The sequence below is a fragment of the Myceligenerans cantabricum genome (assembly GCF_054777735.1).
In genome coordinates this window covers 66407-91108 of the sequence record NZ_BAAHAJ010000010.1, presented here as the reverse complement: position 1 = coordinate 91108, position 24702 = coordinate 66407, and the positions used below count along the sequence as shown (strand labels likewise).

The window sequence follows — 24702 nt, the reverse complement described above, 5'->3', positions numbered from 1 at the left end:
ACCTGGTCCAGCAGATCGGCGTCCAGCAGCGTGAACACGCGCCGGAAGGTCGACTCGTTCGCTGCCGCGCGTCCCATCCCCAAGGAATCCAGCGTCTCGCTGCTGGTATCGGCGGCCCACTGCCCGATCGCAGTGAAGCCGCGAGCTCCAGCCAGTACGGCGCAGACGGCCACAGCGATCAGCGCCGCCAGCCGATGCCGGCGCCCACGCCGCTTACGCGGATCAGGCATCGTGGACAGGATCTGGAGCAGATGGACGTGCGGCGAGACGGGCTCGACGACGAGCCCGCCGGGACGGGAAGATGACATACGCGGGCGTGTTCCTCGACTGGATGGTGGCCTGAAGAACTTCCATCCAAACCGGGCCGGACACGCCCGCACCCATCCGTCCCACCAGCAAAGACACAGGTCACAGCCCTACCCGACGACTATGCCGGGGCCCTGCCTCATCCCCTGCCGCCCGAAGGACCTCTGCGAGCCAGACGAGCCCATAGCCAACCGCCCGGTCAGGCTCTCGAAGCATCGCTTCGACTTGCTCCCACGACTCCGACACCATGCCGATCGTCAGGTCAGCCGGTTCTTCGTAGATCTCGTATGCATCACCCTGCGGGATAAACCAGAACCCTTCCTTGTCGACACGCAGCACTCCATCTTGGTCCTGGACCTTCTCCAAGAGAAGTTCCAGGGCCCGCTTGACGTCCTCGACCGGGATCTCGAGCATCAGCAACCACCTGTAATCTTGTTGATGTTGTTCCGGAACGTCTCGATTTCCTTCCGCAGATGGCGAGCTCGGCTCTCAATAATCTTCTGCCGCACCTCATCGTTAGGCGCGTTTCGGAGATATCCCTTGTTGTCATGCGCGTCTGGATCAGCCAGATAAGAACGAAGCTTCGACTCGTGCTCCTCTATGAGCGCTTCGTACGATCTGACTGACTTTCGTTGCTCCGGCGTTAGCCCATCATCCGCGTTGTGCACAAGGATGCCCTGATGACCAACGTGATACGTATGTAGACCGGCAACAGTCAGGTTGTAAGCCCTTTTGACTTCACGCGCGCCGAAGTCGACCTCACGCGTGACTGTCTTGGCTCGTCCATCCGCGGTCAGGACCCGCTCACCGCGGTCTAGGCGCTGGGCATCCTCCCATGTCTGGTCGGTGACCGACCAGAAGGGGTGGTCCTCGGTTGTGACGATGAGTTTGCCGTCAACCTCGAATTCGAACAAGTTGTCCTGGTGTACCCAGACGTGGGTCACCTCGCGGGCACCTTGTTCACCAGTTTCAGGGTCGGTGGCGATGACCTCGTCTCCGACTTCGATGTCTTCGATTGGCTTCCGTGTGCCGTCGGCCATGAGGACAAGGGTCGAGCCCGCAAATGAGCAGAACTTCCGCCCGTTGTCCGCAGAATCCGCGATCCGCTTGGACATTCTGCCGAGCTTCCCTGCGTCTCCCGCTAGCGGAACCATCGCTCCGCAGGAGATCGCGGCGTCCACGCTCTCGCCCTTCCAGGTATACAGGCCGCAATTGGCCGCATCGAAGGGCTCACCGACCACTGGGACCGTTCCGGCCATGTCAAGCGCGAAGTGGGGGTCTTCCTGCGATGTCTCGCCAATCGCGCAAGCTGTGATCCCAGAGATCGGCATCCAGGATCCCGTGTAGCGCGGAGCACTGTCGTAACAACTCGACGCGGTCGTACCTGTGGTGTCTGCGACGGTCTCGGACCCGCCACTCGGTCCACTAGCGTCACCGCCGCCACTATCAGCACCGCTGGAGCTGCCCGCACCGCTAGATCCGCCGCTGCCTCCGGTTCGGGGTGCGCCGTCGTCGTCGCGTCCGGTGACGTCGCCCGGGTCGGGCATGGGGTTGCCTTCGCCGTGCCATTCTCGTGGTTCCAGCCCGGCGGGGTCGGAGAGAGTGACGGGCGTGTTGTTGGCGTAGGTGTAGCCGTGCCATTGCTGTGGGTCGGTCAGGTCCATGATCGGGTCGACCGTGAGGAATCTGCCCAGGGTCTCGTCGTACCAGCGGGCTCCTACCAGGGTGTAGCCGGTGGAGGTGTCGCGGGTTTTGCCGAGGAAGCGGTGGTCGCCCGGGAGTTGGTCTGCCGACCTGGCGGCGCCGTAGGGGGTGGTGTGGTGGCGGATCACGGTTTCGGTGGCCCAGTCGGTGTTGGGGACCGAGGCCAGGGGGGTGCCGTGGTGGTCGGCGATCAGCGTGGACACGTTCTTCATGCCCTTGCCGGTGCGGACCGCGACGGTCTGGCCGGCGAAGCTGTAGTAGCGGGCGGCGGTCGCCTCGCCGGTCGCGTCGAGGGTGAGTTCCTGTCCGCCGCCCACATACGCCGTCACTCCGGTGACCACGGGGGTGCCGCCGCTGGTGGCCGCGGCGCGGGTGATGCGCACGAGGCGGTCGCCGTCGGCGGAGTAGATGTTCTCCGTGGCCAGCGTGCCCTCATCCGTGACGGTCGGGATGGCGCCGCTGCCGGTCTGGCCCTCGCACCAGATCTCCGGGTCCTCCCCGTCAGGCACCTCGCACTCCGGCTCGGCCGGCTGGACGGACAGCGACGTGCCCGTGTCTGTGCCGGTCAGTTCCGACTCGGGGTCGAAGGTCAGCTCCTGGGTGGCGGTGCGGGTCTCGGTCTCGCCCGTGGACGTCGCGGCCGAGCCCTCGCTGGTCGTGGTGCGGCCGGTCGTGTTCCCGGCGGCGTCGTAGGTGAACGCCTCGGTGATCGTGGCCGAGGGCGCGTCCACCGCGACGCCGGTCACCCGGTGAGGGCTGGCCGGGTCGTACTCGTAGGTGGTGGTCGTGTCCCCGTCCGGGGTGCGGTGGGTCCACGATTCACGGTTGCCGTTGCCCTCGAACGCCCACGTGTCCCAGTACGGGGCCGGGCCTGCCAGGGTCGCGACGTCCTTCGCCGCGCCGCAGTCAGCCGTCACGCCCGTGACCGCCGGGGTCCAGGCTTCGGTCAGGCGTCCCGGGGCGTCGTAGTCGAAGCACTGCCCGTCGGCCTCGAGCCCCTCGACGCCTGGCACGTCGGTCTGGGACAGGATGTTCCCGGCGGCGTCGTAGGTGTAGGTCACGTCCAGGTCGGTGCCGTTGATGCGTTCGCGGTCCAGCGCGATGTTCTCGAGCCGGCGGGTGGCCTCGTCGTACTGGTAGGAGACGACCGCGGCGTAGGTGTTACCCAGGTCCAGCCAGGACTGCTCGCCGTAGATGGTGCGGCCGGAGGCGGCCACGTAGGTGCCCCACCCGAACCCGCCGCCCATCCACTCGGGCAGAGACGACTCGTCGAAGTGCGTGGTGACAGTCTCCTGGCCCAGACCGCCCGCGGCGGGTAGGGTGACGGACTCGACCTGCCCGTCAGCCATGTAGGTGTAGCTGGTCTCGTAGTCGCCCGCCAGCCCACCCAACTCGGTGTTGGAGCCGGGCAGGTGCACGACGGATCCGGTGGGCCGGTAGGCGTCGTCGTACCCCGTCACCGACGTCACGTACTCGTGCCCGCCCTCGTGACGGACCGAAGCGGTGGCCTGGCCCTTGACGATCGTGGAGCCGGGGGTTCCGGCTGGGTCGGTGAGCCGGTCGAACACCCACCCAGCACGCTGCGCGCCGTAGGAGACGTTGCCGCCGGTCACGGTGGCGTCGAACATGCCGGTCTTACGGCCCAGCGCGTCGTACTTGTACCCGAGGGAGTCCCCGTTCGCGTCGGTGACCGCCAGGGTCTGCCCGGCCACGTCGTACACGGTCGTGGTGGTGCCGCGGTCCGGGTCGTCGGCGGTGACCTGGCGGCCCAGGACGTCGTACCCGTAGGTCCACACCGCCGTGTCCTGGCCGGCGCCGTTCTTCGTGGTGGTCTCGACCACCTCGGCCAGGCGGCCCTCCGGGTCCCGCTCGTACGTGGTGGCCTGGTAGGTCCCGCCCACATCCGGCCGGCCATCGGAGTCGGAGTCGCCGGTGTGCTGGCGTAGTTCGATCATGCGCCCGCGCGCGTCGACCATGGTGGTGGTGGGGGTGCCGCCCTCGGGCGGGGTGACGCTGGTGAACTTGCCGTCATACGCCGTGGTGGTACGCCACAGTTCGTAGTCGGGGTTGTCGATGTTGCCGTTGTAGAAGCGTTCGGCGGTCTGCCGGCCCGCGCCGTCGTAGTCGAACACGACGGCCGACGGCGGGACCACATCGTTGGAGGCCAGCGTCAGGAACTTGTCCGAGGCGCTACCGGGGACGTACCACTCGCCGAGCGTCACGTAGACACGCCCGGCGTGGTCGTAGATCGTGTCGGTCACCGCCCGGCCCGGAGCTGCCGGGTCGGCGGACTCGGCCTGGGTCTGGATCGGGCGCAACAGCCCGTCATACAGGGTGCTGCTCTCGTGCCGCTTGTCCCCTCCATCGGCAGGCAGTACCGAGGTGCGCACCGCGTTGATCCCGCTCGCGCGGACCGTGTACGTGTAGGACACCGACGGCGACAAACTCGTGTCCCGGTCCGGCTGCCACACCTTCAACAGGCGGCCCAGATTGTCGTACTTCGCGGTGGTGACCTTCCCGTTCGGGTCGGTGACCGTCAGCGGTACCCCACGCAACACATCCAGCACCGTGGTGGTCGCATGCCGGGTCACCGGCCCGGTGCCGTCCGGGTCGGGTGAGTAGGTGGTCATGCCGATCGGCACGCCCGCCGCGTTGTCCTGGTAGGTCGTCTCCGACATCCGGTCCAGCGCGTCATACACGAACCGCGGCCTGGCGCGCGGCCCGGACTCGTACGTCACCCGCTGCGCCGTCGTCCACGACAGCGCCGTGGACTCCCCCACCGCGCCGGCCGGCGGGTCGGCCGGGTCGGGCATCAGCGACCTGGTCGGCAAGCCGCGCGTCGGCGCGGCGCCCACCGCACCGCCGTCGTAGGCGATCTGCTGCGCCGCGACCAGCTTGCCCGTACTCCCGCACGCGGCCGCGACGGTGCGCGTCTGCTTGATCGTGGTGCGCAGGTGGTCCGTGGTGTTGGGGATGTAGGACGTCGTCGTGCACAGGTCGTCGGTGCTGGTGCCGATACCTCCGGCATCGTCCACCTCGATGACCTGCCCGTAGGCGTTGAACTCGCTGCGCGTCCGAGTGGTGGACGACGTCGTGGTCCCGTCCGCGCGTAGCACCTGCTTCCACGCCGTCGAGGACTCCAGCCGGCGCGCGTGCGTGTCGTCGGCCGTCTCACCGGACCGGTCGTCCCAGCCCGGGTTCGTCGCCGTGCGAGCCTGGGTGTGCTTGTTCACCGTGACCGACACCGGCTTCGCGTCCCCGGCGGCACCGTTGTACACCGTGGTGCGGAACGGCATGCCCGCGAACCGCTCGTTGTCGACCGCGTTCACGCCGCCGTCCAGGGCCGCGGTCAAGGTGTCGCCCGTACCGCGGAAGTACTCCGTGGTGACCTTCTGGCGTGGGCTGTCGTCCTCGGTGCGCCCGGTGATCGTGGCCGCCCGCTCGAACCCGCGGAAGTCGGCGTAGTTGATGTCCTTCAGCGGGCTCAACGCGCTCGGGGTCCGCGCCCAGTGCGCGCCACCCGAGTAGGTGTAGGCGGTCTCCACCGTCACCTGGTTCGAGGCCTCACCCGGGTTCTGCACGATCCCCTCGACCAGGTGCTTGTGGAACCACTCGGTGACCTCGTCGTCCTCACCCACCGGCGTCCACGTCACCGGGAAGCATGCCTGGGTGTTGGCCTTCTGCTCGGCCAGGGTCGGGTCGTCGGGCGTGCTGGCGTCCGTGCACTGGGGCGTGCGGTAGTTGACCGTCAGGTGCGAGCCAGTGGCCGTGGTCACCCCGGAGATCGCGACCCGGTTCATCACCGGCCAGCCGTCGTTCACGGTGTCCTCGACGCGGCCCGGGAGCTCGTTGGTCGAGGTGAACCACACCTTCTGCGGCGCCACGTCGTCCTCTTCGAGCGCGGCGCTGCTGCCGGGCGTGTCGTCCACCGCCTGCCGGGTGATGGACTGCAGCCACAGCACCCGGTTGGTGCCGTCGCCCGGGTCCTTCCACCGGTGCTTCAGCGTGTAGGTGTCCACGCCCTGGTAGGCGCCGCCGTCACGCACCTTCGTCGTCACCGCGGTGAGCCGCTTGCGCGTGAAGAACGCCGGGGACATCACCTGCTTGCACGACGTCGAACTCGTGCACGACAGGTCCGTCGGGGTGTCGTGCCAGCGCCACGCCGTCGACCTGTACAGATCGCCCGGCTCACAGCCGACACCGGCCAGGCACCGCTCCGCATACGACAGGTCCACCCGGTACGGCGCCACCGCGCCGGCCTCGTCACCCGAGACGGTGCTGCCGTACCTGATGTGGTCCAGCCGCCCGCCACGCTCGTACAGCTTCGCGCCGTCCCGGTTCAGGTCTGCCCCGTACCGGTTCTGCTCCCACGCGTAGACGTACGACATCGACCGGCCGGCCGGGTCCACCACGTAGTCCAGGTTCCACCGCCACGCCTGGCGCGCCTCGGAGTCCGCGAACTTCGTCGCGTGCCCTGGCTCCCCCGCATGGTTGCCGTACACCGGCACCGTCCACGCCGAGTTCTGCTCCAGCGTGTCGCCGGCGAACCGCTCGTCCTTGCCGAAGTAGTACTGCACGCCGTCGGTGGTGGTGACCACCCAGTACTCGCCGTCGTCGTCCCGGTTGCTCGCTCCGGTGAGCAGCTTGACCCGGGTTCCGTCGTCGTTCTTGGGACGCCATACGCCCCCGTCCCGGATCAGCTCCGAGGAGTGCCCGTTGAACACCAGCGAGACCGCGTCCGCCGGACCCCAGCACAGGTCGCCGGTCTCACGGTCGGCGTTGTTCGGGTCGGTCGTGGAGCCCGGATACGGGTCCGTGTCCTGCCCGCACGGGAGGAACCGCCGCTCGATGAACCCGGACGTCATGTCCCAGCCCAGCCCCACGGCCGAGGACTGCGTGTTGGAATCGGTGACCATCCCGTCCAGCCCCGCCGTCGAGTACCCCAGCGACAGGTCCGGCGACGGACCACCCGACGGCTTGGGCACACCCAGCGGATACGACCAGGAGAACGAGCCCGTCGACCCCGACACGCTCCACGACGACGACGTCGACAACGGCGTCGCACCCCAGTTGCCCGCATCCGACTGCGTCCCCGAGACCAGCGCATACCGGTCCCCCGCCGACGGCGGCGACGGCTCGTCCGCCGCCAGCTTCGTCGAGGCCGAGCCGGCCTCGTCCGCCTCGGGCGACGCCGCGGGGCCGTCGAGATCACCGGCCACCTCGCTCGTGGCACCCTCGTCCTGGAACGCTGCCGCAGCCTCTGTGCTCTCGGCGGTGGGCAGCTCGACCGTGGCAGAGACCGTGGAGGCAGCCGCGTCGTTGTCCGTGGGGATCTGCTCCGGCTGGCACTCCGGTGCGTCCGGCGTGACCTCGGCACACGCGGGGATCCGCAGCAGACCCAGCCGATCGGCCCAGCCCGCGCCCGCCACCTCGGCGAAGTCCGCATAGTCGAACGCGACGTCCACCTCACGGGCGGGCTCACCGCCCGCCGGGGGCGTGGCCGACGCGTCGTCCAGGCCCAGCACCACGCCCGTGAGCCCTTCGGCGTCGGCGACCGTCTGGTCCTCGACGGTGACGTCCAGGCTCTCCGGTGCCGATGCGGTGGCCGGCGCCTGCACGGTCACGTCCATGCCACCCACGTCGGTCGTCGTCGCCGTGCTCGTGACCGGGATCGTGGCGGTCGCCGGGACCGGGAGATCGTCTGCCGGGGCGACCGACGGCTCCGGCTCGGGCTCCGGCTCAGCCGTGCCCTCGGTCTGTGCGCTCGGAGCCACGGACGGCTCCGGCAGATGCGCGGTGGCCTCGTCCCGGTGCTCCTTGCGCGCGGCCAGCGTGTCCTCAGGGTTCGCCGTCGACGTCGCCTCCAGCGTCTGCGCCGAAGGCTCGAGCTCCACGGTCAGGACCGCGTCATCGGCGGCGAACGTCGTCATCGCCGCGTCCGACGTCGGGTCGGGCAAGGTACCCGCGCTCAGCGCGTCGGCGGTGCTCCGGGCCGGGGACCGACGAGCGGCGCGGGCCACGGGACCGCTGTCCGACCCACCCTGCCCGGCATCCGTGCCGCGTCCGGCCGCAGCCTGCGGCGCGACGCTCAGCCCGAGGTAGGCGGCGCCGGTGTCACCGCTCGCGACGTGCCTGGCCGCGGGCGTGGCGTCGAAAGAGATGCGCTTCGCCCCCTCGGCACCGCAGTCGGGACCGGTCGAGCGCTCATCGAGCGACGTCCACGCGCTCGCGGTATCCGTCAGCGAGCTGGTGTGGTCCAGCACGCCGGTCCGCCACAGCGTCACCGCCACGTCGTCGCACACGCCCGACGCCGGGACCTCGAAGCGGGCCGACACGATCTGGTCCGGGTCGGACAGCCCGACCTCGCCGAGCCCTGACATCGACCACGACAGCCGCCGATCAGCGTCACCTCGACCACCCGCAGGCAGCTCCGGCCCGGCCAGGAAACCGGCACCGGCCGCACCACCGTCGTCCGACCTGCGGTCCGCAAGGCTCATCCAGCCCGCCTCCGTGGCCGCCACGGTCCCCAGACCGAACATCACCGGCCAGTTCGCCCCGCGCTCCCGCCCGGCGAGCGCCGGCTCCTTCAACGCCTTCCCGGCACGCAGCCGCACCCCTGCCGATGTCACCTTGGCCAGTGCGTCGACGCGCACCGCCTCGGCGACACGATCGGCGTTCGGGTCGCTCGGCGTGCCTCGTCCGGCAGACGCTTCCACGCCCGTGTCGACGGCACCCTCCAACAGGCCGGAGACCGTGCCGTTCCCAGCCGCCGCACCATGCTGGTCCGTGACTCCGGGAGCTGCGCGAGTCTGTCCGGTGACGGCTTCACCGGTCTCGGGAACCTCGACCGCGGCCTGATCCCCGGGGGGCGAACCGCCGTCCCCGGCGAACGCCTCGACCGCCAGGTCGGCCAGCGCGCGGCGCCCGTCCGCCGCCGCTCTCGTACCGGCAGGCGTCAGCTCGGCCCGCACGCCGGCCAGATCGGCGTCCGCGTCGATCGCCACGGGTTCGGTCCACACCCACGGGCTCTGTCCGGCCAGGTCCGTGACGCCGAACCCGTCCCCGGAGCGGGTCACGCTCAGCCCTTCCGTGGTCGACACGGTCAGGTCGAGCGTCGACAGCTCGTCCCGCGCCTGACGCCAGGCGTCTTCCGAGGCCACCCGCAGGCTCGGCACCAGTCCCGTGCCGTCCGGCGTCACCCGGACCAGCAGGTCCACGCCCTCGCCCGCGACCGCCTCGTAGACGGCGGCCGCACCGTCGAGCACCGGCGCCGGGAGCGCGAAGGGCACGTCGAGCACCACCGTGCCCTGCTCACCACCGAGCATCGCCAGCGGCTGGCCCTTGCCGCCGTCGGAGATGCTCATCGGGCTCACCGGCGCGGTCACGTCCACGCGCCCGTCGGCCGGGTCCAGATCGTTGAACCGGGTGTCGATCTGCGACCACTCGCCCGGCGCGTGCGGGGAGAACCTCGTCCTGCGGGCTGCCGCGCTCACCTCCAGCAGCACGGTGCCGGCCGGCGTCGCCTTCACCGTGGACCACGACGTCGTCTCGCCGCTGATCACGACGTCCAGGTCGCACGCCTCGGCGACCCGGAGCGCCTCGGCCCGCTCGGCAACCTGCGCCGTGCAGGTGACACCAGCCGCCGGAGCCGCCACCAGCACCGGCCCCGCCGCCACGGCTCCCGCCGCGAGCATCGCGGTCAGGCCACGACCGAGCCCGGACCAGGACGGCGTGCTCTCGAACATCCGCGTCACTCTCACCGCAGCCTGCCTCGCCATTCCGGTCGTCGCCGTCGTCCTGGTCGTGTTCTCGTCTCGGCCCGTGCCGCCCGGCGGCCCCGGCTCGTGGCGCGGGCTCATTCGCCGAGGTCGATCTGCTCGGTCGGGTCCAGGGCCACGTCGCCGATGAAGTCGTCTCCGCCCGCGCCCTGGCACAGGCGGCGGATCTTCGCCTCGGCGACGATCTCGCCGTCCCACACGCGCACGTTGTCCACGCGGCCGGACCAGTAGCCCCAGTCCGCGCCGCCCCAGCGGCCCCGGCCGACCACGAACGGGTCGATCGACCGCCACGAGGAGGTGAACGGCACTGCCTCGGTCGCCACCGGCTCGCCCGGTGACTGATCGTGCGGGACCCCGATCTGGCACGCCCACAGGCGGATGTTGTCGTCCTGGGCGTCGTGCGCGGCGAGCAGATGCGTCCACCGGCCCTGCTCCACCTCGACGTCGGACACCGCACGCACCGCGGCGGACCCGTCCGCGCCGTACATGGAGAACGCCCAGCACACCCCGTTGTCAGCCGCCGCGCACGAGCGGGTGGTCAGCATGAACCCGCTACCCGTCGCACCTTCCTGCGCCACCGCGACCTGCGTGCCGTTGGCCGCGTCCACGCTCGAAGGCAGCACGAACGCGGACACCACGAACGACTCCAGCGTGTTGACCACCGGCCCGTCCGCGACCGCGTCCCCGGCGCCGGCGAAGCGCAGGGCGCGGTCCCCCTCCCGGGAGTCGAACGCCTCGTGCGGGCCGTCGAGCCACGTCGCACCCGAGGAGCTCAGCGTCAGGTCATGCGGCGTGGTCGTCCATGACGAGTCGTAGGCCCGGTCCCCGGTCCCCTCGTCGAACGTCCACTTGCCGTCCGCCAACGGATAGGCCACGTCGATCTTGTACGTGGCACGGTTCGACACGTTCCCCGCCCGGTCCGCCGATCTGACGTACAACGTCGCGGGCCCCGGCCGGTCCGGGACGTAACCGATGATCCGCGTACCGCTGGACCACGGGGCCTTCGACTTCGCGAACGACTCGTTGCGCCACGAGTACTCGAACCGCGCCACGTCGTCGGACCCGTTCACACTCAACCGGAACTTGCCCGTCTTGCCCACCCCACCGGCCTCCGCACAACCAGTGGCACCGGGACTGCAGTCCGGATACACGGCCTCGTACCAGTCCGAACCGTCATCCACCGGCGTGATCTTCGGCGGGTTCGGCTTGCTGATGTCCGCGTAGAAGTAGCACCATCCGCTCACCGGGCCCGACCGCCCAGCCTTGTCCTTCGCCTGGGCCCGCCACCGGTACTTCACGTTCTGAGCAAGGGCGTTGTCACTGCTGGGCCGTGCGGTGTGCACCTTCCCGCTGGACTGCGACGACGACCACGCCGACCACACCGTCGAGGAGTTCGACACACGCTGCACCACGAACTTCACCTTGACGCTCTGCCCGTCCGGATCGCTCGCCTTGGCCTTGAACCGAGGCTTGATCGCCGGCACCCACGCCGGGTCCGACGACGACTTGCAGCCCCAGTCCTTCGACGGCGTGATCGACCATGTCTGGCGGCCCGTGGGCGCGTACGGCGACCGGTTGTACGTCACCGACAACCGAGCCGGACGGTCGTACCACGTCCCGCCGTACTCCATGCGGTCCCCGGCGTACCGCTTCCAGTACGCCATGGACGACTCGTCGACCTTCAAGCCCAGGGTGATGTTGGCCCAGTCGTGCTCCGCGACGTGGTTCAGCGCCTCCTTGACGTCGAACCCCACCCACTTACGGCCCCCGCACTCGCCCAGCTTGTGCGCGATGTCGACGCTGTCCTGCCGACTCTGTGTCAGCCAGGCGTTCATGTTGTTCCAGCTCGTGGACGTCGAGATGGCGTTCGCGCCCATCCGGTAGGCCGCCACGGTGTGTGCCGTGCAGTTGTACGAATGTGTGCCGAACACCTCGAACGACGCCGCCGAGACGTCACCGGCCTCCGCGTACTTGATCTTCCCCAGCCCGCCGAACTCGTACATGACCCGATGCTTCGACGTCGCGCCCATGCACTCGTACCCGTACGGGTCACCCGCGTTGCACAGCCCGATCCCGTGCGTGCCATCGCTGGTATCCCCGAACCGGTAGCCCGACGTCGAGGTGGGCCAGTTCGACTTGACGGCCGTGAACTCGTTCAACGATCCCGACACGCTCGGGTCCAGCGCGACAGGGAACGCCGTGTCCGGATCGGCCAGCATCTCCTGGTCCGGACGCACCGACACCGTCGCGCTCCGATCACCCTCAGCACCATCGACCTGAACCTCGGTGTCCAGGTCGAAGACCGCTCCGTAGGGACCGGGACCATCAACCACATCACGCGGCTCCACCGCCACAGACCCCGTCGCCGACATGCCCGCAGGCCGGGACGCTGCCGGCACCTCCTGCACCGGCTCGTGCCCCTCCGCCGTCCAGCCCGTCGGCGCCGGCGCCCGGAACACCTGCTCCCCCGCCTCGTCCTCGGCCACGAACCCGCCGCTCTCGGCCGCCAGCCGCAGCCCACCGGACACGTCCACCCGGAAGTCCAGCTCCGCCAGCCCGGGGTTGGCCGCGGACTCTGCGTCGTCCACCGTGATCACCTCACGGATCCCGGTCCCGTCCCCGTTCGGCATGACCGTCAGCTCGATCCCCGGATCCCCGAACAAGCCCGGGTAGCGCACCCGGTCGCCCTCGACCACCGGCTCGGTCAGCTCGAACGGCACGTCGAACTCCAGCGCGTGCCCGTCCCGCTCCAGCACCGCCAGCGGCGCGTCCGGGTCGGCGCCCGCCGCGCCCGGGTCCGCGAACGAGATCTCCGCCAGCCCCGGCGCCGCGACCTCCAGGCGCCCCTCGTCGCCCGGCAGGATCGAGGTGTCCACGCCCGTCCAGCCGCCGTCGGCCGTCCGGGACCGGACCGCCGCGGTCGAGATCTCTTCCCGCACGAGCCCGTCGGTCGTGCCGTACGTGGTGGTGTACTCGGTGCGATCCGCGAGCGACTCGATCTCGTGCCCGCACGTCCGTGCGCGTTCCCACGCGGCCGGCAGATCAGCCGCCGGCTCGTCGCACGTCACGTCGGCCGCCACGCCGTCGGCGTCCGCCGCCAGCACCTGACCCAGGGAGCGGCCGGTCAGCGGCTCGACCGCAGCCGCACCACCGGCCACCAGCACCAGCGCCAGCAGCCCGGCCACCGCCGCACCACCACGCGTCCGCAGCCTGCCCGACACACGCGCCCAGCCCGACCGCACCCGCACGGCCACACCGCCCGCCGGCGACCCAGATGACACTGTTGCTCTCCCACGTACATCGAACAGCTCCGAACGGCCGCCCTCCTGCGGGCGGTCAAACCAGCACGGAACCTAACAGTCTGGAAGAGTCTTTTATAACCAAAAAAGGCGAATGGCAGGCGATTTCACCCACAAGCGGTCAGGTTTCACCCACGACCTGGGCGCAGCGGACCGACGGTCTCGGCCGGGCCCACCCAACGGGAGGACGCCACGCGCACGAGGCACCGCGGGCGGCTCCGGTTCCTCCGCTAGTCCGGCTGCTCGGTGCCGACCAGCGCAGATTCCCCACGCCACAGCGTGACGACGAGTGCGCCGGCCACGAAGTGGTCGCGACCCGAGGAACCCGCGTCCGCGCGCACGGCGTCGGCCAGCTCGCCGACGGACTGGCGGCACCTGGCCACAGCCCCGGCCGCCGCGCCTTCGCCGCGGTCGGAGCGCAGGGCGTCGGCGTAGGTGCGCATCGCCGCGACCAGGGCGGGACGCAGCCCCGGCCCGAGCGCGGCCTTCTCCCGATCCGCATGCTCCCACTCGACCAGGAGGCGAACGACGTCGTCCACCACGTCACCTGCTTCGACCAGCGCCTCCGCGCGTCGCAGGTGCGACCTCGTCCATTCGCTGTAGCGGTGCGCCCGCCGGTTGGCCCGGACTGCCTCGTCGGTGTGCGAGACGGCGTGCTGGGCGCGGGCGATCGTCGGGGACAGCTCGCGACGGAGGTGCTGCCATTCGTCGGCCAGGAGCGGGCCCTCGCTCTCCAGGCGGTCGGCCAGCACCCGGACCTGGTCGACGAGCGCTTCGCGCACGTGGTCCAGCATGAGCTCGGACGGGGTGAGCGGCAACGGCGGCAGGGTCAGGTTGATCCCTACACCGATCGCGGCGCCCAGGACGATCAGCCCGGAGAAGACTCCGGTGTACTCAATCTGCTCGGCACCGCCCAGGATGAGGACGAAGAGTCCCGAGGTCGCCACCCAGCTCCCCATCTCACCGAAGATCCGCCATCCGGCACACAGGAGGGCGACGGCCACCACGACCGCGACCGAGAGCACGCTGGAGGTGAGCACGGCATCGACAACCCGCGCGATCACCGCCCCCACCAGCAGTGCGCCGATCGCCTGCATCGACTCGCGCAGCGACCGGGCAGCGGTGTTCGACATCGCGACCACCGCCCCCAGCGGGGCGTAGTACGGGTACTCGGAGAACGGCGCGGGCGCGAGCAGCGCGACGAGCCAGGCGAGCGAGGCGGCCGCAGCGCCCTTGGCCGCCAGCGACCACCGGGGGTGACGTACCCATTGTCCGCGCACGGAGGAAAGGATGCGGCGTCCTGGCAGCGGTCCGGTGTCGCTGGGCGGAGCCGTCGTCATGCCGCTGGGTCGAGCACGACCTTGACGCACCCGTCCTCCTTTCGCTGGGTGACGTGCTCCCTGCCCTGCCATGTGAGTGCTCTCATCGTTTCCATCCGATCTGTGTGGCGGTCTGCCCGGCCTCGCCCCATCAGGTTCACCCCAGATCCCGCCGCTCGCAGCGGCTCACCCCGTGCCGTGTGCCGGCCCCGGGGCAGCAGGTGCCGGTCCGCTCGCAGGGCGGCCGGGGTCGATGTGCGACCTGGCCGAAGCTGCGCCAAGGTGGAACTGACGGAGCACCCCGGACAGAGCAGGCATGCCGAACCACTCCGATGACGGAGGACTCATGAGCCACGACCCGGCCTTCCCACCACAGCAGCAGAATCCGCCCGGTACGACCGACCAGATGCACCCGACACCGGACCACGGTGAGGAGAGGTACGTCGGCAGCGAGAAGCTCGTCGGCTACAAGAGCCTGGTCACCGGCGGTGACTCCGGCATCGGCCGCGCGGTGGCGATCGCGTTCGCGCGTGAGGGGGCGGACGTCGCCCTGTCGTACCTCCCGGAGGAGGAGCACGACGCGCGGACGACGGCGGAGTGGGTGCGGGCAGCCGGACGCCGGTGCGTCCTGCTGCCCGGCGACCTGCGGGACGAGCCGACCGCACGCGGCGTGGCCCACCGGGCGGCCGCGGAGCTGGGCGGGCTGGACGTGCTGGTGAACAACGCGGGTTACCAGATGGCACGCCGGGAGTCGATCGCGGACGTGACGACCGCCGATCTGGACCGCGTGCTCAAGACCAACCTGTACGCGCTGTTCTGGTTGATCCAGCCGGCGCTCGAGCACATCGGCGAGGGCGGATCGATCATCAACAACTCGTCGATCCAGGCCTACCAGCCGTCGAACGCGCTGCTCGACTACGCAGCGACCAAGGCTGCGATCAACAACCTCACGGTGAACCTCGCCGCGGAGCTGGGGCCTCGCGGGATCCGCGTGAACGCGGTGGCACCCGGTCCCATCTGGACACCGTTGCAGCCGGCCACCCAGCCCGAGGACAAGATCCCGTCGTTCGGCACGGACACTCCCCTGGGCCGGGCCGGCCAGCCGGCCGAGGTCGCGCCGGCATTCGTCTTCCTGGCCTCCCCTGTCACGGCGTCCTACGTCTCCGGGACCGTGCTCGGTGTGACTGGCGGAAAGCCGGTCTTCTGAGCCTCGACGAAGAGCGCCCGAGATCTCCTCATCCACAGCCGCGCCTCCGTTCTGACACGAGGCCTGCTGACACGAGGCCTGCGGGGCGGCTCACCCACGTCCCACCCCACGGGTTCGCCGGGTCACCCCGTGGCGAGCCAGAGCAGTGCCGCGAGGAGGAAGACGGCGAGGCCCAGCGTCGTCTCGAGCACCGTCCAGGTCTTCAGCGTCGTCCGGACGTCCATCCCGAAGAACCTGCTCACCAGCCAGAAGCCGGAGTCGTTGACGTGCGACAGGACGGTGGCCCCGGCGGCGACGGCGAAGACCAGCAGCGCGATCCGCAGGTCGCTGAGACCTTCGGCCGCGACCTGCGCCGAGATCAGCCCGGCCGTCGTCGTCAGGGCGACGGTCGCGGATCCCTGGGCTACCCGCAGCACGGTCGCGATGACGAAGGCCTGGAGGATCAGCGGCAGGCCCAGACCAGACAGGGCATCGGTGAGCGCCGTGCCGATACCGCTGGCCCGCAGCACCCCGCCGAACATCCCCCCGGCACCGGTGATGAGGATGATCGAGCAGATCGGCCCCAGCGCGTCGTCCAGGATGCCGGCGGCCTGACCCATGGAGAACCTCCCGGGTGCCAGTACGGCGAGCGCCACCAGGACGGTCAGGAGCAGGGCGACGGGCGTCGCGCCGATCAGGGTCAGCGCGTTCGCCCAGCCGGCGTCCTCGGGGACTGCTCCCGAGGTGATCAGCGTGCTGACGACGGTGTTGAGCGAGATCAGCACGAGCGGCAGGAGCAGCAGGAGCAGCACGGCGCGGAAGCGTGGCGGCGCCTGCGTGGTGGTGGCCGTGTCGCCCGGGGCGGCGCTCGGTCCTGTGCTGCCCGGGGCGGCGGCGTCCCGGCCACCGTTCATCCGGCCGAACACCGCGTCGGGGATGTCGACGACGTAGCGCGCTCCGAGGAAGCGGGACACCTGGTAGACGCCGAGGAACCAGGCGGCGACGGCGACCGGGGCGCCCACCAGCAAGGTGACGCCGATGCTCCCGCCCATCAGGTCGGCCGCGGCGACCGGCCCGGGGTGCGGCGGCACGACGGCGTGCATGACGGCGAACGCCCCGGCGGTCGGCAGGCCGTAGCGCAGGATGCCACCCCCGAACCGGCGCGCGACGGTGAAGATGATCGGCAGGAACACCACCAGGCCTGCGTCGAAGAAGATCGGGAAGCCGAAGATGAGAGCGGCGACGCCGAGCGCCAGCGGCGCGCGGTTCTCCCCGAAACGCGCGATGAGGGTGTCGGCCAGGATCTGCGCGCCACCGGTGGTCTCCAGCAGCCTGCCGAGCATGACGCCGAAGCCCACCAGCAGGGCCACGGCGCCGAGAGTTCCGCTGAACCCGGTCAGCAGGGCGTCGGGGATGTCCGCGGCCGGGATGCCTGCGGCCACCGCGGTGAGAAGACTGACCAGCACCAGCGCGACGAACGCGTGGAGCTTGACCCGGATGATCAGGAACAGGAGAACGGCGACCGCCGCCGCGGCGATGAGGAGCAGGATCCCGGCTCCGTGGACAGGCTCGATCTCGGTCACAGCCGCCTCCTCGCGGTTGGTCTTTCGTGATCGAGCGACGATAGCAGGGTGAAAAGGGGCATCGAGGACTCCACGCGGTGATGCGCCGCCGCGCTCGTGGACGTGGAGAGCACACCGTCCCGACGCGGTCGCCGAGGAGGACCAGCCACCGGGCCCTCTCCCCAAAACAAGGACGCGACCTGCGCCGTTGTGCCATGCTGAGTTCCTACCTCTCGAGCGCACCACCGAGGGCCTGAAGGAGACGCCCCAGTGACCCCAGCTGCCGAGCGCCACGAACTCTCCACCCCCTCCGTCGAACTCGCCTCCTGGGTCAGGACCATGCGCGACAGTTCTGGCAAGAGCCTCGCCGAGCTGGGTACCGACATGGGATTCGCACCCCAGACGATCAGCGAGGCGAGCAGTCCGAAGCGAGTCGTGAGCCCCGCCGTGCTCAAGGCCCTGGCGACAGCCGTGGGTGAGGACCCCGACGAGTGGCTCCGGTACCGGGCACGCATGAAGAAGCTCATCGCCGAAGGAGATCGCTCCCGGCCCCGGGCACAGCTCGCACCCCAGTGGCACCCCTGGTACACGGAGCTGCACCAGCCGTCGGAACCCGACCGTTCCGCGGACGAGTCCGTCGCGGAACCCCCGCCGCCTGCCGCCGACGACGTCCCGCCCAGCACTCGCCGACGGCTCGGCCGTGCCGGTGGCGTCCTCGCCGTCGCCGTCGCCGCCGGAGCCACCGCCTGGGCCACCGTCACGCAACCCTGGGACGGGCCCACCGAACCGGAGACATTCCCCGAGCAGGCGTTCGTCAAGGCAGGAGTACCGACGCACCTGGACCCGTGGGAGCTCGACGAGCCGGGGACGAAGATCCCTTTCCGTACCGTCGTCGAGGTCGAGTGCAAGCTCTTCGCACCCAGTGCCCCCTCGATCAGCCCTGACGGCTACTGGTACCTCATCCGCACCGAGCCGTGGGACGGCTACTACTCCGCGGCGAACACCTTCCTCAACGGAGACCCGGAGGAAGGCCCCTACACCCGGATGACGGACCTGGGCGTCCCGGACTGCCCGGAGGCCTAGGTGCGGGCGAAGCGAGTGCTCACTCTCCTGCTCGCGGGTGCCCTCGGCGCGGCGACCGGGGTGACGGTGGCCATCGGCCCCGCGGAAGGCGAGGGCCACGCCCGGGCGTGGTCACCGGCAGCCGTGCCGTCACGCGCTGCCGCGGCCGGCACGCTCGACGGTGCCCGTGCGGAGCTCGCGGCGCTCGCCGGTGTGAGGTCTGTCGAGGTGCTGGGAGACCGGACGAGCGCCGAGTTCCGTGTCCGGCTGACGGATCCGGCTCCGCACCCGGACACCGCCCTGGCCACGTACCGGTCCGCTCGCGCGACGCTCCGGGCGGGGACGCCTGCCGCGGCGCTGCTGCTCGTCGTGACAGCGGGGGCAGCCACGGGCCCAGGCTTCTCGGTCACCGACGACCCGCTGTCGTACGCCGACGACCCGCCTGGACCTGACGCCGTCGGCGATGCCGCCGCCCTGCTCGCCACGCCCGGCGTGCGCCGGGTCAGCATCACCGCCACGCACACGGACGTCGACGTGGTCTCGCCGAGGCACCTCACCGACGTCGCGGCGGTCGCGCGCGGGCTCAAACGTGGGGTGTCGCGCCTGACCGTCAGCGGTTCGGGCACCGGGTTCACCGGCCCGGACGCGCTGACCGTGCCCGACGACGCCCTCCTCGCACTCGTGGCCGAAGCCGCCGACCTGCCCGGGGTGTCCAGCGCACACCTGGACGCGGGGGCAGAACCGGCGACGGCGGTCCTCGGCGCGCTGCTGGGTGAGACCGGCGCCAACACCATCGGCGTGCCCGAGATCACCACCGACGAGACCCGCAGCGGCGGCGGGCCCGTACTGACGGTGGAGGCGACCGACGACGACGCGGTGGCATGGCTGGAACATACCGACCACGCCGAGCTCGCCGGGCACCCCGTCGCGTACCGCATCACCTCCGGCGGCTCCGACCGTACGGGGTGGGTCTCGGGACGAGACCCGGCGTCGTTCCCCGTCCCGACAGCGGCAGAGGCTGGCGAGTGCACAGGCCGCGATCTCCGGGTGGGCCTGAACGATCTCGGCGACCGCAACGGACGCGGGTACGCCGAGCTCCTGGCGACGAACATCGCGTGGACCCCCTGCGCCATGACGGCCACCCCCGGGCTCGAGACGCGCACCGCCGACCGCAGCACACCCCCGATCCAGGTCGAGACCGACCCGTCCACCAGCCGGAACGCCTCCGTTCTCCGACCGGGTGAACAGGTGACGCTTCCCGTGAGCTGGCCCACGGGACGAGCAGGCGTCCCGCTCACCCAGATCGTGGTCACGTTCACCGACGTCCGGCCCATGCACCTGGACCTTCCACCCGGTGCTCACGCGCCCGGGCCGGTCCGTGTCGGCTCGTGGCGATCGCCCGAGTCCTAAGCATGGCGGCACACGGATCTCCGCAGATCTCCGCAGAACATCGGCGTCCGCCCGTCCGCCCTTCCGCGACGGCTCCACCAGGGACGACGCTGTGAACACGGGCGAACTGCTCATCCCCTCACCCGGCGAGACCCACCACCACCCACCACCACCCACGGAGGTACATCATGTCCTGTGCGTGCACGAGAGCCCGTACACCCAAGTGCTCCTGGTGCATGGAGGCCGAGTACCGCGGCCTTCCGAAGTCACGGCACGGTTGTTTCTGGGGCCACTGTTCCTGACCGAGCCGGGCCGCTCAGAGATCCTGGCCGGGGTGTCCGGGCGGGGACTCCAACGGGCAGGAGGTGAGGCGGTGGACGGGGACACGCTCCTCGACCGTCCCCGGGCGGGTCGCGGGCGTCCCGTCCGGCACGGCCCGACGCACCGGGCCCAGACCGAACCACGACGCCGCGGCCCCGACCCCGAGCAGGGTCGCACCGATGATCATCGCGGCCGGGTATCCGGCGGCGAACCCCGCGCTGTCCCCCGGGCCGACGCGGGACAGCCCGACCGCCGCCGGAACGACGGCGATCGCGAGCAGGCCGGCGCTCCGGGCGATCGCGTTGTTGATCCCGGAGGCCGCACCCGCCAGCTCGGGCGGGGCCGCGCCGAGCGCCGACGCCGTGAGCGGCGCGACGGCGAGCGACAGTCCCAGGCCGAGCAGCACGGCCGCGGGGAGCACGTCCGTGAGGTAGTCGGCGTCGGCCCGGATCCGCAGGCCCAGCAGGAAGCCCCCGGCGGCGAGCAGGTTTCCCGCCGCCATCAGCGGCCGCGGGCCGATCCTGTCGCCGAGCGCTCCGGCGCGTGCCGACAGCAGCAGCATCAGGATCGTCACCGGCAGGCCTGCCATGCCCGCGGCCAACGGCGACCAGCCCGCGACGAGCTGCAGCTGCAGCACCACGAGCAGGAAGTACAGCGACAACGCGCCGTACATGAAGAGCGTCACCACGTTGGCCCCGGCGAACACCCGGTCGGCGAAGAGGCCGAGCCGCACCAAGGGGTCGCGCACCCGCCGCTCGACGACGACGAACGTTGCCCCCGCCAGGCCGCCCAGCACCACGGCCCCGACCACACCCGGGGACCAGCCCACCCGTCCCGCCTCGGTGAGGCCCCAGGTCAGCGCGGCGAGCATGACCACCACGAGCGCCGCCCCGGGCAGGTCGAGGTTGCGCCGCCCGGCGGACTCGTCGCGGCTCTCGGGGACGTGCCGCAGCGCGATCCACATGATCACCGCGGCCAGCGGGAGGTTGATCAGGAAGACCAGCCGCCAGCTGATGTCCGCCAGCCAGCCACCGAGGAACGGCCCGATCGCGGTCGCCACGCCGGCCAGGCCCGACCAGGCGCCGATCGCGCGTGCCCGGTCGTCCGGATGGAACGAGGCCGAGATGATCGCCAGGCTGCCCGGGGTCAGCAGCGCCGCCCCCACGCCCTGCAGCGCCCGGGCCGCGATGAGCATCGACTCGCCCACGGACACCGCGCACAGGAGCGACGCCACCGTGAACCACACCGTCCCGACCAGGAACAACCGGCGCCGCCCGAACCGGTCACCGAGCACGCCCCCCACCAGGATCAGGGACGCCAGGGCCAGCGTGTAGGCGTTGGTGATCCACTGCAGCCCGACGAACCCGACGCCGAGCTCGTCGCTGATGGGTGCCAGGACGACGTTCACGACCGTCCCGTCCAGCATCGCGAGGCTGGAACCGGCGATCACCCCGGTCAGCACCCACCGTCCCTGAGCGCTGCGCACCCGCAGCCCGGGCGACGTCATGATCCTGGTACCGGACCGGCGGCACATGTGCTCATGACGAACAGTCTGCACCCCGCTCGCCCCTGCCCCGAGGACAGAGCGCCCCACCCTGCTCGCCTCCTGCTTCACGAGATCGTTCGACGTCGCCGACGATGGCCGGTTCGCGCTCTGACTCAGGAGACCGGCAGACGCCTCCGGGGACTGTTCCCCGGAGAGGCTAGTGCTCCTGGTCGCTGCCGGAAGCGCGCACGTGGGCGCGCTGGCCTTGCCGTCCGACGAGGCTGAGGTATTCGACTGGTCCGGCGCTGGTGGCTCCGAACCAGTGTGGGGTGCGGGTGTCGAACTCGGCTGCTTCTCCTGCCTGAAGGAGCAGGTCTTGGTCGCCGAGTACCAGGCGGAGGGAGCCGTTGAGCACGTAGGCCCAGTCGAAGCCTTCGTGGGAGCGCAGGTCCGGGATTGCGTCGTCGTTGCCGGCGGGGAGGACGAACTTGTATGCCTGGATTCCTCCGGGGCGGCGTGTGAGCGGGATGATGATCGACCCGTCGGTGCATGACATCGGGCGGAGATCGATTCGGGGGTTGGCAGTGCGGGGCGCATCGACCAGGGAGTCGAGGGTGGCGCCGTAGTAGCGGGCCAACGGAAGCAGCTGCTCGAGCGTCGGCCGCCGTAGCCCTGCCTCCAGTCGGGAGAGGGTGCTCGTGGAGATCCCTGTCTCCTCGGCGAGCGTGGTGAGGGTGATGTCGCGGCGCAGCCGGAGGTGTTTCAGGCGAGGGCCCACGGTGTCGAGGGTCTGATCGGAGTGTGCGCTCATCCTCCGAGTTTGCCATTCGGCAAGAATGATTGCCAGCGGCGCTGGTGTGGGTGATCCTTATGGGCATCACGGAACAAGCAGGTGGACCGCACATCGGGCACCGCGCGTCGAGGCCTTTCAACCTCGACGCTACTTCCGCCTGCCCGCGACCAGCGCCGGGCTGCGACAGCCCCTGAAAGGAAACACGTCCCGCCATGACTTCCACCACTCACGCCGGTACAGAAGATGCCGCACCCGTCATCGACGATCCACGACGCAGACGCGCCATCCTCTGGGCCGTCTGTATCGCCCTGATGGCCGTCGTCGCCTCGGTGACCGGCCTCAACGTCGCTCAGCCACCGCTGGCGACGACATTCGACGCATCCCAGGGGCAGGTGCTGTGGATCATCAACACCTACACCCTCACCCTCGCAGCACTCCTTCTGCCGCTGGGAGCACTGGGCGACCGGCTCGGTCGCAAGCCGGTGCTCATCGTGGGGCTGGCGGTGTTCGGGATCTCGAACATCACGGCTGCCGTCGCTCCGGTCATGGAGGTCATGCTCGCCGCACGCCTGCTCAGCGGTATCGGCGCGGCGCTGATCATGCCCGTCACCCTGTCGATGATCACCTCCTCGTTCCCGGACAAGGAACGGTCCAGGGCGATCGGGATATGGACAGCGGTCGCGGGAGGCGGCGGCATCCTCGGCATGTACCTCTCCGCCCTGCTCGTCGATATCGCGTCCTGGCGTTGGCTATTTGCGCTGCCGATCGTTCTCACCGTCGCGGCATCGCTGATCGGTGGCCGCGCGATTCCGAACTTCCGGAACAAGGCCCCTGGCCGGTTCGATGCCCTGGGAACGCTGTCGTCGATCGTGGCGACTGTCGGTTTCACCTTCGCTCTGCACGAAGCACCGTCTCTGGGCTGGGCCGACCCGACCGTGCTGATCCCCCTGATCGCGGCCGTGCTCGCTACCGCCCTGTTCATCCCGTGGGAGCTGCGCACCCCGTTCCCGCTGCTGGACATCCGGCACTTTCGCACCCGCGGCCTCTCGTCGGGCACCACGCTCCTGCTCGTGTTGTTCGGCGTACAGGGCGGGGTGTCCCTGGTGCTGTACCCGTTCTTCCAGGTCGTCCTCGGGTGGAGCGGACTCGTCTCCACGCTCGCCATGATGCCCATGGCATTGCTGATGATGCTCGCCTCCGGCCTCGCGCCCCGCCTGGCCGCGCGCATCGGAGCCCGGGCCACCATGGTCACCGGCCTCACCATCGCCACCGGAGGGCTCGCGCTCATGGCAGGCTTCGTCTCCGCCGAGGGCGGATACCTGAGCGTGCTGCCCGGCCTGAGTGCGATGGGACTGGGCGCGGGCCTGGCCATGACGCCCTCCACCGAAGCGATCACCTCCTCGCTCCCCCGCGAGCAGCAAGGCGTCGCCTCGGCTCTGAACGACCTCACGCGTGAGCTCGGAGCAGCACTCGGCATCGCGCTCCTCGGCGGTCTGCTGGTCGCCGGATACCAGAACGCCATCACCGGACGCCTCACCGGTGTGCCGGAGGAATTCGCAGCGACGGCGCGCGAAGGCATCGCCAACGCCACAGCCATCAGCCAGAACGCCGGAGACTACGCGGAGCAGATCGTCACCGCCGCGAACGACGCATTCGTAGCCGGATGGCAGCAGGCCATGTGGGTCGGCGTCGCCGTCATGACCATCCTCGTGATCTTCGTGCTCTTCCGCGGCCCCACCAACGCTTCCACCCCGGCAGAGGCGGTGAACGAAGCCGACGGCCACGCCCAGAAGACCCCTCTGATGCCCTCACCGTCGAGCGTGACGGTTGATCGTCCCACCGACGAAAGGATCTCCCTCCCGTGACAACCACAGTTGCTACGCCCGTGCACGCCGAAGGCGCAAGCTACCGCCCCGGACTCACCCGTCCGACGAACTCGCACCTCGCCCTCGAACTCCTCCACCACGCACAGGAGACCGGGCACCGAGCCGCACTGACCCACCGGCTGTTCGCCGCATACTTCACCGATGGCCGCCACATCGGACACATCGACCAGCTCGTCGACCTTGCCGAGGAGGTCGGCCTGGACCCCGATGACGCACGGGAGGTGCTCACAGACCGCCGCTACCGGGCGGCGGTCGATCAGGACGGTGACCGGCTCCGCGCACTCGGCGCGAGCGGCGTTCCGTTCTACGTGATCAAGGGGAAGTGGGGTATCTCTGGGGCGCAGCCCGTGCGGACCTACCTCGATGCGCTGCAGAAAGCGGGCGCATGAGCGGCGACGCGCTCGTCTTCTTGGGGACTTGGACCGGCCGGGGTCTCGAAGCCGCCGGTCAGGGCCGGTGACGCGGCGAGTTGCCGCTGGGGCTCTCAGGGAAACGGAAAACCGGTCACGTCGAACGCCAACGGTGTCCGACCCGACGTCGTCGTCCATGGAGGAGGCACGTGGTAGCGCACCGTGAACCTCGCTGAGCAGAACGAGGCCGGCGGCTGGGAC

Annotated in this window: 13 protein-coding genes; 5 read left to right on the top strand and 8 right to left on the bottom strand. The window is 70.3% G+C overall.

The features are described from left to right. The 5 genes from ACYU96_RS14585 to ACYU96_RS14565 all read right to left on the bottom strand — a co-directional run. On the bottom strand, window positions 1–308 hold a 308-nt coding region (locus ACYU96_RS14585), incomplete at its 3' end, for a transposase family protein (protein WP_460754854.1). A gap of 100 nt (window positions 309–408) precedes the next feature. After that, the gene (locus ACYU96_RS14580) at window positions 409–720 is read right to left on the bottom strand and encodes a hypothetical protein (RefSeq protein ID WP_460754851.1); all 312 of its coding nucleotides are present in this window, start codon (window positions 718–720) and stop codon (window positions 409–411) included. Next, window positions 720–9755, bottom strand: a complete 9036-nt coding sequence (locus tag ACYU96_RS14575) for a polymorphic toxin-type HINT domain-containing protein (protein ID WP_460754848.1) — start codon at window positions 9753–9755, stop codon at window positions 720–722. Before ACYU96_RS14575 ends, ACYU96_RS14580 begins: the two co-directional genes overlap by 1 nt. 110 nt (window positions 9756–9865) lie before the next feature. Further along, window positions 9866–13069: a LamG-like jellyroll fold domain-containing protein gene (locus tag ACYU96_RS14570; protein WP_460754846.1), complete on the bottom strand. Its 3204-nt coding sequence runs from the start codon at window positions 13067–13069 to the stop codon at window positions 9866–9868. Window positions 13070–13317: 248 nt separating this feature from the next. Further along, window positions 13318–14367: an aromatic acid exporter family protein gene (locus ACYU96_RS14565; RefSeq protein WP_460754842.1), complete on the bottom strand. Its 1050-nt coding sequence runs from the start codon at window positions 14365–14367 to the stop codon at window positions 13318–13320. 385 nt (window positions 14368–14752) lie between these two features. Between ACYU96_RS14565 and ACYU96_RS14560 the strand changes: the two genes are divergently transcribed. Further along, window positions 14753–15613, top strand: a complete 861-nt coding sequence (locus ACYU96_RS14560; protein ID WP_460754839.1) for an SDR family oxidoreductase — start codon at window positions 14753–14755, stop codon at window positions 15611–15613. A gap of 122 nt (window positions 15614–15735) precedes the next feature. Here ACYU96_RS14560 and ACYU96_RS14555 read toward each other — a convergent pair whose 3' ends face one another. Next, window positions 15736–17175, bottom strand: coding sequence for a GntP family permease (locus ACYU96_RS14555; RefSeq protein ID WP_460754835.1), 1440 nt, complete (start codon window positions 17173–17175; stop codon window positions 15736–15738). A gap of 249 nt (window positions 17176–17424) precedes the next feature. Here ACYU96_RS14555 and ACYU96_RS14550 point away from each other — a divergent pair, with 249 nt between their 5' ends. Continuing rightward, entirely contained in the window at window positions 17425–18237 is an 813-nt protein-coding gene (locus tag ACYU96_RS14550; protein WP_460754834.1) for a helix-turn-helix domain-containing protein, read from the top strand. Then, entirely contained in the window at window positions 18238–19626 is a 1389-nt protein-coding gene (locus ACYU96_RS14545; protein ID WP_460754831.1) for a DUF4232 domain-containing protein, read from the top strand. A gap of 295 nt (window positions 19627–19921) precedes the next feature. Here the strand turns inward: ACYU96_RS14545 and ACYU96_RS14540 are convergent, their stop codons facing one another. Continuing rightward, complete coding sequence (locus ACYU96_RS14540; protein WP_460754829.1) at window positions 19922–21433, bottom strand: DHA2 family efflux MFS transporter permease subunit; 1512 nt, start codon at window positions 21431–21433, stop codon at window positions 19922–19924. 196 nt (window positions 21434–21629) lie between these two features. Beyond that, a complete protein-coding gene (locus ACYU96_RS14535; protein WP_460754826.1) occupies window positions 21630–22223 on the bottom strand; it encodes a helix-turn-helix domain-containing protein in 594 nt (197 codons plus the stop codon). Between the two features lie 293 nt (window positions 22224–22516). Between ACYU96_RS14535 and ACYU96_RS14530 the strand changes: the two genes are divergently transcribed. Continuing rightward, window positions 22517–24070, top strand: coding sequence for an MFS transporter (locus tag ACYU96_RS14530; protein WP_460754824.1), 1554 nt, complete (start codon window positions 22517–22519; stop codon window positions 24068–24070). After that, window positions 24067–24480 carry a DsbA family oxidoreductase gene (locus tag ACYU96_RS14525; RefSeq protein ID WP_460754821.1) on the top strand — a complete coding sequence of 138 codons (414 nt, stop codon included), beginning with the start codon at window positions 24067–24069 and terminating at the stop codon, window positions 24478–24480. The genes ACYU96_RS14530 and ACYU96_RS14525 overlap by 4 nt, the downstream gene beginning before the upstream one ends. Window positions 24481–24702: the final 222 nt, after the last annotated feature.